Origin of the sequence: Dechloromonas hortensis (genome assembly GCF_009469765.1) — a bacterium.
In the GTDB taxonomy this organism is placed as follows: Bacteria; Pseudomonadota; Gammaproteobacteria; order Burkholderiales; family Rhodocyclaceae; genus Azonexus; species Azonexus hortensis.
Genome location: NZ_SSSQ01000001.1, coordinates 652690 through 663404 on the forward strand (window position 1 = coordinate 652690; position 10715 = coordinate 663404).

At 56.2% G+C, this 10715-nt stretch carries 9 protein-coding genes and 7 tRNA genes; 10 read left to right on the plus strand and 6 right to left on the minus strand.

Annotation, left to right across the window (positions count from 1 at the left end):
• Positions 1 to 239: 239 nt before the first annotated feature.
• The 5 genes from mnmE to rpmH are packed head-to-tail and all read right to left on the minus strand — an operon-like array spanning position 240 to position 3995.
• Positions 240 to 1586, minus strand: a complete 1347-nt coding sequence (mnmE, locus tag GH663_RS03260) for a tRNA uridine-5-carboxymethylaminomethyl(34) synthesis GTPase MnmE (RefSeq protein ID WP_153130260.1) — start codon at positions 1584 to 1586, stop codon at positions 240 to 242.
• Positions 1587 to 1589: 3 nt separating this feature from the next.
• A complete protein-coding gene (gene yidC, locus GH663_RS03265) occupies positions 1590 to 3239 on the minus strand; it encodes a membrane protein insertase YidC (protein ID WP_153130261.1) in 1650 nt (549 codons plus the stop codon).
• Positions 3240 to 3265: 26 nt separating this feature from the next.
• Positions 3266 to 3475, minus strand: a complete 210-nt coding sequence (gene yidD, locus GH663_RS03270; protein ID WP_083518489.1) for a membrane protein insertion efficiency factor YidD — start codon at positions 3473 to 3475, stop codon at positions 3266 to 3268.
• On the minus strand, positions 3475 to 3843 hold the full coding sequence (gene rnpA / locus GH663_RS03275) for a ribonuclease P protein component (RefSeq protein ID WP_066885563.1): 369 nt from the start codon (positions 3841 to 3843) through the stop codon (positions 3475 to 3477). Before rnpA ends, yidD begins: the two co-directional genes overlap by 1 nt.
• A 17-nt stretch (positions 3844 to 3860) precedes the next feature.
• Positions 3861 to 3995 (minus strand): 50S ribosomal protein L34, encoded by a 135-nt coding sequence (rpmH, locus tag GH663_RS03280; RefSeq protein ID WP_083518461.1) that lies wholly within the window; start codon positions 3993 to 3995, stop codon positions 3861 to 3863.
• 236 nt (positions 3996 to 4231) lie between these two features.
• On the opposite strand from rpmH, the gene dnaA reads away from it, so the two are divergent.
• The 10 genes from dnaA (at position 4232) to GH663_RS03330 (ending at position 10416) form a co-directional block, all read left to right on the plus strand.
• On the plus strand, positions 4232 to 5620 hold the full coding sequence (gene dnaA, locus GH663_RS03285; RefSeq protein WP_153130262.1) for a chromosomal replication initiator protein DnaA: 1389 nt from the start codon (positions 4232 to 4234) through the stop codon (positions 5618 to 5620).
• Positions 5621 to 5830: 210 nt separating this feature from the next.
• Positions 5831 to 6937, plus strand: a complete 1107-nt coding sequence (gene dnaN / locus GH663_RS03290; RefSeq protein WP_153130263.1) for a DNA polymerase III subunit beta — start codon at positions 5831 to 5833, stop codon at positions 6935 to 6937.
• Positions 6938 to 6974: 37 nt separating this feature from the next.
• A complete protein-coding gene (gene gyrB, locus GH663_RS03295) occupies positions 6975 to 9464 on the plus strand; it encodes a DNA topoisomerase (ATP-hydrolyzing) subunit B (RefSeq protein WP_153130264.1) in 2490 nt (829 codons plus the stop codon).
• Positions 9465 to 9721: 257 nt separating this feature from the next.
• A tRNA-Leu gene (locus GH663_RS03300) sits at positions 9722 to 9806 on the plus strand.
• 16 nt (positions 9807 to 9822) lie between these two features.
• A tRNA-Ala gene (locus GH663_RS03305) sits at positions 9823 to 9898 on the plus strand.
• 22 nt (positions 9899 to 9920) lie between these two features.
• Positions 9921 to 9996: transfer RNA gene (locus GH663_RS03310), tRNA-Glu, on the plus strand.
• Positions 9997 to 10025: 29 nt separating this feature from the next.
• Positions 10026 to 10102: transfer RNA gene (locus GH663_RS03315), tRNA-Asp, on the plus strand.
• 25 nt (positions 10103 to 10127) lie between these two features.
• A tRNA-Gly gene (locus GH663_RS03320) sits at positions 10128 to 10203 on the plus strand.
• Between the two features lie 48 nt (positions 10204 to 10251).
• A tRNA-Met gene (locus GH663_RS03325) sits at positions 10252 to 10327 on the plus strand.
• A 12-nt stretch (positions 10328 to 10339) separates the two neighbouring features.
• Positions 10340 to 10416 (plus strand) — tRNA-Val (locus GH663_RS03330).
• Positions 10417 to 10523: 107 nt separating this feature from the next.
• Here GH663_RS03330 and GH663_RS21045 read toward each other — a convergent pair.
• Positions 10524 to 10715, minus strand: a 192-nt coding sequence (locus tag GH663_RS21045; protein WP_211371044.1) for a hypothetical protein, incomplete at its 5' end; no start/stop codon positions are given.

Genomic DNA, 10715 nt, shown 5'->3' on the forward strand with positions numbered 1-10715 from the left:
AAAAACAGTCTACGAAGACTATCTCAGGAACTGTTCTGTGGATAAGTCAAATATTCAATTTATATTCAGTCACTTGAAATGAAATTTTGGCTCTTCAGAAAGCTCTGAATCAGTTGTGGATGAAATGTGGACAGTTTTTCCACAATCCACAAAGTCCGCTTTAACCCCCAAAGCACTGACAAGTTATGCACAGGCTTTGAAGGCGACGGAAAACGGGCTTTGTGGACCAGTGGGAAAGACTACTTGCCGATGCAAAAACGGCTGAAAATCACACCCAGAAGATCGTCGGCGGTGAATTCGCCGGTGATTTCGCCCAAGGCATGCTGGGCCAGCCGGAGTTCTTCGGCAAACAGTTCGAGAGCGGGCAGGGCGCTTTCGACGACGCTGCGGGCTGCTGCGATATGCTCCTGGGCCGTCGCCAGCGCCCGCAGGTGACGTTCGCGGGCAATGAAGACATCTTCTGCCTGATGCCAGCCGGCGATGCGCAGCAGCTCCTGGCGCAGCAATTCGATGCCTTCGCCGGAACGGGCCGACAACGAAATGGCGGTGGTTTCCGGTTCGTCGTGGCGTTCGGCCTGGGCGCCGGAAAGATCGATCTTGTTATAGACGGTGATGCGCTGCAGGCGTTCCGGCAGCCGCTCGAGGATTTCGCGGTCGGCAGCGCTGACGCCGCTGCGGGCATCGACCAGCAGCAGAACGACGTCGGAACGTTCGATTTCGCGCCAGCTGCGCTCGATACCTATTTTCTCGACCTCGTCCTCGGTTTCCCGAAGACCGGCGGTATCGATGATATGCAGCGGAATTCCCTCAATCTGGATGGTCGACCGCAGGGCATCGCGCGTCGTACCGGCAATCGGCGTCACGATGGCCAGATCGTCGCCGGCCAGTCGGTTGAGCAGGGAGGACTTGCCGACATTGGGCTGCCCCGCCAGAACGACGTGCAGGCCCGCTTGCAGCAGCTTGCCCTGACCGGCCCGGTCGAAGACCTCGGCCAGCCGGATCTGCAGGTTTTCGAGGCGGCCGAAGGCATTGGCCGCCTTGAGGAAATCGATGTCTTCTTCGGGGAAATCGAGGGTCGCTTCAACCAGCATGCGCAGGTTTATCAGTTCGTCGGTCAGGCCGTGGATGGCCTTTGAGAACTCGCCCTGCAGCGAACGAACCGCCGAACGGGCAGCGCTGGTCGTTGCGGCGTCGATCAGATCGGCGACGGCTTCGGCCTGGGTCAGATCGAGCTTGCCGTTCAAGAAGGCACGGCGACTGAATTCGCCGGGTTCGGCCAGGCGGGCGCCGAGATCCAGACAGCGGGCAAGCAGCATCTGCATGACGACGGGGCCGCCATGACCCTGCAGTTCGAGTACGTCTTCGCCGGTGAAGGAATGCGGATCGGGGAAGTAGAGCAGCAGCCCACTGTCGATCGCCGTGCCGTCGTCTGCCTTGAAGTCGGCCAGGGTGGCATAACGCGGCTTCGGCGTCTTGCCGGTCAGCGCCAAAGAAAAGGGCAGCAAATTGCTGCCCGAGATGCGGATAACGCCGACACCACCACGGCCGGGGGCCGTGGCGATGGCAGCGATGGTGTCGGACTTCACACTTTAGGCCTTGGCGTCGTTGGCAGCCTTGCTACCGGCATCGATCGCCCGGGTGATATGCCACTGCTGGGCGATGGACAGTACGTTATTGACCACCCAGTACAGCACCAGACCAGCCGGGAACCACAGGAACATCACACCGAAGATCAGCGGCATCAGCATCATGACCTTGGCCTGGATCGGGTCCGGCGGCGTCGGGTTGAGCTTGGTCTGGATGAACATCGAAATGATCATCAGCACTGGCAGGATGTAATACGGGTCAGCCGAAGCCAGATCCTTGATCCACAAGATCCACGGTGCATCGCGCATTTCGACGGCACCCAGCAGCACCCAGTAGAGGGCGATGAAGACCGGAATCTGGACGACGATCGGCAGGCAGCCACCGAGCGGATTGACCTTTTCGGTCTGGTACATCTTCATCATTTCCTGATTCAGACGCTGCTTGTCGTCGGCGTAGCGCTCCTTCAGCTGCATCAGACGCGGCGTCAGGACGCGCATCTTGGCCATCGACTTGTAGGAAGCGGCGGAGAGCGGGAAGAAGATCGCCTTCAGGATGATGGTCAGGACGACGATGGCCCAGCCCCAGTTGCCGACCAGGCTGTGAATTGCCTGCAGGGCCCAGAAAATCGGGGCGGCAACAACGGTCAGCCAACCATAATCGACGACCAGGTCGAGACCGGGCGCGATCTGCTTCAGCGCGGCCTGTTCCTGCGGACCGGCATACAGGGTGACCGAGGTCTCCGACTTGGCACCGGGCGCGATTTCGTTGACCGGAACGATCAGGCCGGCCTGATAGGCGTTGCTGCCTTCCAGCTTGCGCATGTAGAACTCGCGCGGCGTCTTGTCCTTCGGTACCCAGGCCGAGACAAAATAGTGCTGGACCATGGCCAGCCAGCCGTTGTCGGCCGTCTTGGCGAACTTGGCCTTGTTGTCGGCGATATTGCTGAAGTCGACCTTCTGATACTTGTCGGCTTCGGTATAGACGGCTGGACCGGTAAAGGTCGACACCATCTTGGTTTCGCCGGCCGGGACCACATCGTCACGCTGCAACTGAAAGTAGGCATGCGGTGCCAGCGGCTTGTCGCTGCCATTGGTAATTTCCCAGGCAACGTCGATGACATAGGAGCCGCGCTTGAAGGTCAGGATCTTGGCAACCTTGACGCCATTGGCCGCCTCGGCTTCCAGACGAACCTTCAATTCCTGGGCATCGTCAGCCAGGGTAGTGGCCCCGGCAACCCGCTTGAATACCGAGCGGTGGGTGGGCAAGCCGTCGCCGATCAGGCCGCTTTGCGCCATGTATTGGTGCTTGGCGTCAAACAGAACGAAGGTTTTTTCCTTGTCGTCGTGCTCTTTGTACTTGAGCAATTCGAGACCGACCAGGTCGCCACCTTGTGACGAAATGGTGGCCTTCAGCAGATCGGTGCTGATCGCGAAGGTTTCGGCAGTGGCGGCAACGCCTGTCGGAACGACGGGCGTTCCAGGCGCGGCACCAGGCTGCAGGGTAGTGGAAGGCTTGGGCGCAGCACCGGCGGCCTGAGTGGCGGCTACGGTATCGGCGGCCGGCTTCGGCTGGTTGTACTTCTGCCAGTTTTCCCACAGCATGAAGCTGGAGAACGTGAAGATCAAAACCAGTATCAGGCGTCGAGTGTCCATGAACGGCCTACGTAAATATTCTTGAATCAGGGTACGGGATCGTACCCGCCGGGATGCCACGGATGACAGCGGCAGACGCGCTTGGCGCCAAGCCAGCCACCTTTAATGGCACCGTGTTTCTGTACTGCTTCCACCGCATATTCCGAGCAACTCGGAAAATAACGGCAGCGTCGCCCCAAAAAGGGACTGATCGCATATTGATAGACACGAAACAGGCCGATCAATATGCGTTTCATCATTCATCCCGCTTCGGTTTTGGCCGACGCAGTCTGTCCAGCAGGGCGACAAAATCGCCGGCCAGCAGTTTACCGTCAAGTGATGACGGTTTTACTGCCAATCGAACGATCAGGTCACAGGCCGGCAGGCTCTCGCGCAGACAGCGAAACTGCTCGCGGACGATGCGTTTGACCCTGTTGCGGTCGACTGCCTTTTTGAGCAGCTTTTTGCCGACCACCAACCCGAGCCTTGGCTCCGTAAAGCCTTCAGCCCGAGGTTGATAATGCAGCATCAGCAATTTCCCGCGAATCGCCTTCCTAAAACCAAAAACGGATGAGAACTCATCCGTTTTTGTCAGGCGATAGCGTCTGGCGAAGGTTTGTGCCACCCCGCCGAACGTCCGGGTTAAACGCCCAGACGTTTGCGACCTTTGGCGCGGCGAGCAGCAATAACTGCACGGCCACCCTTGGTGCGCATACGAACCAGGAAGCCATGGGTGCGCTTGCGGCGCACGACCGACGGTTGATACGTGCGTTTCATGTTGGTAATCCCTTGATGTGCTAAGAAAAACACGTGATTACACCGTGTTTTCACTTGTCTTGTCAAGATCAATTATTTGCCAAAGCTGTGGATAACCGTGTGGATGACGAGTAGAATACGGCCTTCCCAAGGCGGCCAATCGGCCGCCGATTTTGTTATAAAAATAACAAATAAATCATATAGTTAAAACCGCAATCCAGGCCGCCTGGGCAATGCGGCAAGGAGTGTAGGTTTCGATGGCCGGTTTCTGGGAATCTTGTCTACTGCGTTTTGAGCAGGAATTGCCCGCGCAGCAATTCAATACCTGGATCAAGCCACTGCGGCTCGAAGGTGAAAATGCGCCGCAGGAAGGTCTGCGCCTGATCGCACCGAACAGCTTCATCCTGAAATGGATTCGCGACCGCTATCTCGGCCGGATTGAAGAATATAGCCGTACGTTCTTTGCCGAGCCGATCAGCATCGACCTGATCATCGGCAGCAGCAAGGTCAGCGCCGCCACCGCCGATGCACCGCGCCCGATCCTGGCCGGAATCCCCGCTTCGTCGTCTACACCGGCCACCCAGGGCGGTACTGTGGAGAAAGGACGCGGCAAGGGCAGCAATTACGAGAAATCCCGGCTCTTCTCGTCGTTCACTTTCGACAATCTGGTCGTCGGCAAGGCCAATGACCTGGCCCGGGCAGCCGCCGTACAGGTCGCCAACAATCCGGGGGGTGCCTACAACCCCTTGTTCATTTATGGCGGTGCCGGTCTCGGCAAGACCCACCTGATTCACGCAATCGGCAACACCATCCTCAAGGAAAACCCGGAAAAGATCGTCCGCTACGTGCATGCGGAAGACTATTACTCCGACGTCGTGCGCGCCTATCAGCAGAAATCCTTCGATACCTTCAAGCGCATGTACCGGACGCTGGATGTCCTGCTGCTCGACGACGTGCAGTTCTTCAATGGCAAGAACCGCTCGCAGGAAGAGTTCTTCTTCCTGTTCAATGCGCTGATCGAAGCCCGCAAGCAGATCATCATCACCTGCGATACCTATCCGAAAGACATCAACGGCCTGGACGACCGTCTGGTCACCCGCTTCGACTGGGGTCTGACCGTCCAGATCGAACCGCCGGAACTGGAAATGCGGGTCGCCATTCTGAAAAAGAAGGCGGAGGCCGAAGGACTGCAACTCGACGACGAAGTCGCTTTTTTCATTGCCAAGCATTTGCGTTCGAATGTTCGCGAACTGGAAGGCGCGCTGAAGAAGGTCCTCGCTTATTCGTCCTTCCATGGGCGGATTATCGCCCTCGACCTGGCCAAGGAAGCCCTCAAGGATCTGATCGGCTCGGTACGCAACGTCGGCATGGACAACATCCAGAAAACGGTCGCCGACTATTACAAGATCAAGGTTGCCGATCTCTTTTCCAAGAAGCGGACGCGAGCCATCGCCCGGCCGCGCCAGGTCGCGATGTGGCTATGCCGCGAAGTGACGTCACACAGTTTTCCGGAAATTGGTGATGCCTTCGGCGGTCGTGATCACACCACGGTGATTCATGCCGTCAAAACCATCGATTCGCTACGCACCAAGGAAAACGAACTGAATCACGACCTGCACGTATTGCTGCAAGTATTGAAGGGATAAGGCCTGTCGATAAGCCTGTGCACAACTTGTCAGGCGAATGTGAGCTAACTGGGCATTAGTCGTTTGTGGGAAAATTGTCCAGATTTCATCCACAGGCAATTCAGAGCTTTTTGCAGACCCAGATTTTCAAAATAATTGTCTGAAAATAAACGTTAATTTATTGTTATCCACAGATCTGTTCCCGATATAGTCTATTAAGGAATTTAATTTATGATTCTTATTAAAACCCAAAGAGACACACTGCTGGCGCCATTGCAGTCGGTGTCGGGGATTGTTGAACGTCGTCATACCCTGCCTATCTTGTCCAATGTCCTGCTGGAAAAGAAGGGTGACCGTCTCACTCTGCTGGCGACCGACATTGAAATCCAGATAACGACGGCAACCGATGGTGCCGGTGGTGAAGGCGACGGCGCCGTTACCGTCGGTGCCCGCAAGCTGCAGGAAATCCTGCGCTCGTTGCCCGACACCACCGAAGTCAGCCTGATTCTCGAAGACAAGCGCCTGCAAGTGCGCGGCGGCAAGAGTCGGTTCAGCCTGCAGACCTTGCCGGCCGACGATTTCCCGCGCATGACGATGAGCGAAGGCGAAACCAAGCAGTTCCAGATTTCGCAAAAGGCCTTTCGCCAACTGCTCGGCAAGACCCAGTACAGCATGGCCGCGCAGGACGTCCGTTATTACCTGAATGGTTTGCTGCTGCTGGTCGAAGGTAAGGAATTGCGTGCCGTGGCGACCGATGGTCATCGCCTGGCTTTTGCCAGCGTTGAAATCGAAGCTGAATTGCCGCGCCAGGAAATGATCCTGCCGCGCAAGACCGTGCTCGAACTGAACCGTCTGTTGGTCGATAGCGAAGAGCCGCTCAGCATCACGCTGGCCGCGAATCAGGTGCGCTTCGCCTTCGGTTCGGTGGTGCTGGTTTCCAAGTTGATCGATGGCAAGTTCCCGGATTACGAGCGCGTGGTTCCGGCGACGCTGAAGAATCACATGACCGTTGGTCGGCAGACCCTGATGCAGGCAATGAACCGTGCCGCCATTCTGACCAACGAAAAATTCCGCGGTGTGCGCGTCGTTCTGGGCGACAATAGCCTGAAGCTGATTGCTGCCAATGCCGAGCAGGAAGAAGCGCTGGAAGAAATCGAAGTTCAGTATCAGGGCGATGCCATCGACGTTGGCTTCAACGTTGGCTACCTGCTCGACGTCTTGAATAACGTCCACACCGAAGAAATTCAGTGGAGTTTCAACGACGCCAATTCGAGCGCTCTGATCACCGTACCGGGCAACGAGCGATTCAAGTACGTTGTCATGCCGATGCGGATTTGATCCCTGATTTAATGACAAGTTTCACGTGGAACATTCAATGAGCGAAGACAGTACGCAAATGAGCGGCCAGGAAGGCGTATCGCCTGCTTACGGCGAAGCCAGCATCCAGATTCTCGAAGGTCTGGAGGCGGTACGCAAACGTCCGGGCATGTACATCGGCGATACCTCCGACGGCACCGGCTTGCACCACCTTGTATTCGAGGTCGTCGATAACTCGATCGACGAGGCGCTGGCCGGTCATTGCGACGACATCACCGTAACCATCCACGTTGATAATTCGATCAGCGTCATTGACAACGGCCGGGGCATCCCGACCGGCGTCAAGATGGACGACAAGCACGAACCGAAGCGTTCGGCCGCCGAAATCGCACTGACCGAGTTGCACGCCGGTGGCAAGTTCAACCAGAACTCCTACAAGGTCTCCGGCGGTCTGCACGGGGTCGGTGTTTCCTGCGTCAATGCCTTGTCGAAATGGCTGCGCCTGACCATTCGTCGCGACGGCAAGAAGCATTTCATGGAATTCCAGCGTGGCGTACCGGTCGACCGCTGCCTTGAAGTCCGTGATGGCTTTGAAATCTCGCCGTTGAAGATACTCGGCGATACCGAGAAGCGCGGTACTGAAGTGCATTTTTCAGCTGACGAGGAAATCTTCGGTCACGTCGAATTTCACTACGAAATTCTCGCCAAGCGTCTGCGCGAACTGTCCTTCCTGAACAACGGCGTCAGCATCCGTCTGGTCGACCAGCGCAGCGGCAAAGATGAGCTCTTCGCCTTTGCCGGCGGTGTGCAGAGTTTTGTCGAATACATCAATCGCACCAAATCCGTTCTCCACCCGAATATTTTCTATTCGGCCGGCGAAGCCAAGGTCGGCGATACCGGCGTCACCATCGGTGTCGAAGTGGCGATGCAGTGGAACGATTCCTATCAGGAACAGGTACTCTGTTTCACCAACAACATTCCGCAGTCCGATGGCGGTACCCACCTGACCGGCTTGCGTGCCGCGATGACGCGGGTCATCAACAAGTACATCGACGAGCACGAGATTGCCAAGAAGGCCAAGGTCGAGATCGCAGGCGACGACATGCGCGAAGGCCTGGCCTGTGTGCTGTCGGTCAAAATGCCGGACCCGAAATTCGCCTCGCAGACCAAGATGAAGCTGGTTTCCAGCGAAGCCCGCCCGGCCGTCGAGGAAGTTGTTGCCCAGAAGCTGGCTGACTTCCTGCTGGAACGTCCGGCCGACGCCAAGGTCATTACCGGCAAGATCGTCGAAGCTTCCCGGGCCCGGGAAGCAGCGCGTCGGGCTCGCGAAATGACCCGTCGCAAGGGGGTTCTCGACGGTATCGGTTTGCCCGGCAAGCTGGCTGACTGCCAGGAAAAAGACCCGGCCCAGTGCGAAATGTACATCGTCGAGGGCGACTCCGCCGGCGGTTCCGCCAAGCAGGGTCGTGACCGCAAGTTCCAGGCCATTCTGCCGTTGCGCGGCAAGGTGTTGAACGTCGAGAAAGCCCGTTTCGACAAGCTGATTTCCAGCGAACAGATCGTCACGCTGATCACTGCCCTCGGCACCGGCATCGGCAAGGACGAGTTCAAGATCGAGAAGCTGCGCTACCACCGCATCATCATCATGACCGACGCGGACGTTGATGGTGCGCACATCCGCACCCTGCTACTGACGCTGCTCTACCGCCAGATGCCGGAATTGATCGAGCGCGGCTATGTCTATATCGCCCAGCCGCCACTGTACAAGGTCAAGCACGGCAAGACCGAGCGTTACCTGAAGGACGATCAGGAATACCACCAGTTCCTGCTGCGCATGGCGATGGATGAAGCCAGCCTGACGCCGCGCGCCGATGCCGAACCCATGGTGGGCCCGGCCCTGGAGGAATTGGCCCGTTCTTGGTTGTTGACCGAAGCAGTGATCGATCGCATCTCGCATCTGGTCAATCCGGAAGTTCTGAAAACGTTGGTTCAGCACAATCTCAAGCTCGACCTGACTTCTGAAGCAGCGGCCAGAACCAGCGCCGAGTTGGTCAGCAGCCATTTGGACAAAGACATCCGCATCGTTCCGAAATATGACGATATTCAGGAACGCTGGACCCTGCGCGTTGAAAAGATGCACCATGGCAATTTGAAGGTTGGCATGATTGACGATGATCTGCTGCTTTCCGGCGATTACCTTCAACTCCGTCGCACGGCTGAAACCTTGGCAGATCTGTTTGGTCCGGGGGCTTACATGGCACGCGGCGAAAAGAAGCAGCCGGTCAGCAATTTCGGCGATGCCATGAAGTGGCTACTCAACGACGTTGAACGTGGTATTAGCAAGCAACGCTACAAAGGTCTGGGCGAAATGAATCCCGGTCAATTGTGGGAAACGACGATGGACCCGAAGGTTCGCCGCCTGCTCCGGGTCCAAATCGACGATGCAATCGCTGCCGATGAAATCTTCACTACTCTGATGGGTGAGTTGGTAGAGCCACGCCGTGCATTCATCGAAACCAACGCCTTAAGCGCAAGGGTCGATATTTAATTAATTTTATTGTCATAAATTAATTTGAGATTAGAAAGCCCCGTGAGAAATCTAGGGGCTTTTTTTCATCCATTTGAGTTCCTATCCCATGCTGTAGATTTGTCAGCCGATTGATATGCGATGCGTCTCTTTTTTCTGGCCTTACAGGGCTTGCGCAGGTGGCTGCAACGGCGTTTTTATTTTCATTAGTTAAAAATATATATTTTTTGATTGCAATATTTTGCCAATTCCCTATAATTCGCGCCCTCAGCACCTGTGCCCAGGTGGCGGAATTGGTAGACGCACTAGTTTCAGGTACTAGCGGGTAACTCCGTGGGGGTTCGAGTCCCTTCCTGGGCACCAGTATTGTTGAGGTTGTGGGGGTATAGCTCAGCTGGGAGAGCGCTTGCATGGCATGCAAGAGGTCCGCGGTTCGATCCCGCGTACCTCCACCAACGTTGGAAATGATAGTCCAGGGTCCCCATCGTCTAGAGGCCTAGGACACCGCCCTTTCACGGCGGTAACCGGGGTTCGAATCCCCGTGGGGACGCCAAGTATCTGGCAGAACAGTTTTAGCAAACTGGAGTGGTAGTTCAGTTGGTTAGAATACCGGCCTGTCACGCCGGGGGTCGCGGGTTCGAGTCCCGTCCACTCCGCCAACATCGGTTTTTAGCAGGGTACAGAGCGGCAGTAGCTCAGTTGGTAGAGCGATACCTTGCCAAGGTATAGGTCGAGAGTTCGAGACTCTTCTGCCGCTCCAGGTTATTACCACCTGGCAATTGTGTATTAAAGACAGTGTCTATACGGACGCGGGGTGGAGCAGTTGGCAGCTCGTCGGGCTCATAACCCGAAGGTCGCAGGTTCAAGTCCTGCCCCCGCAACCAACTTATTTCAGTGCGTCCTTAGCTCAGTTGGTTAGAGCGCCACGTTGACATCGTGGAGGTCGATGGTTCGAATCCGTCAGGACGCACCAAGTCTTTTCTCTCATGTGGTCCCATAGCGGCGTACTCGCTTGGTAGATAGGCGAGATGCTGGCAGTTTCTTTGACGCATGAGCAGTAGTGTCAAAATAAGTTCAATGTCATATTTTTTGAATTTTTGAATTATTTTTAGATTTTGTTTGACAGCGGCGATTTAAATCTACATAATACGCCCCCTTCGCTGCTGACGAAACGCAAGTAACGGCGCGGCGGAACTGATCTTTAACAACTTGAACAACCGATAGGTGTGGGTGCCTTGATGCTAGCAACGCAAGTTGCACAAAAGTATTAAA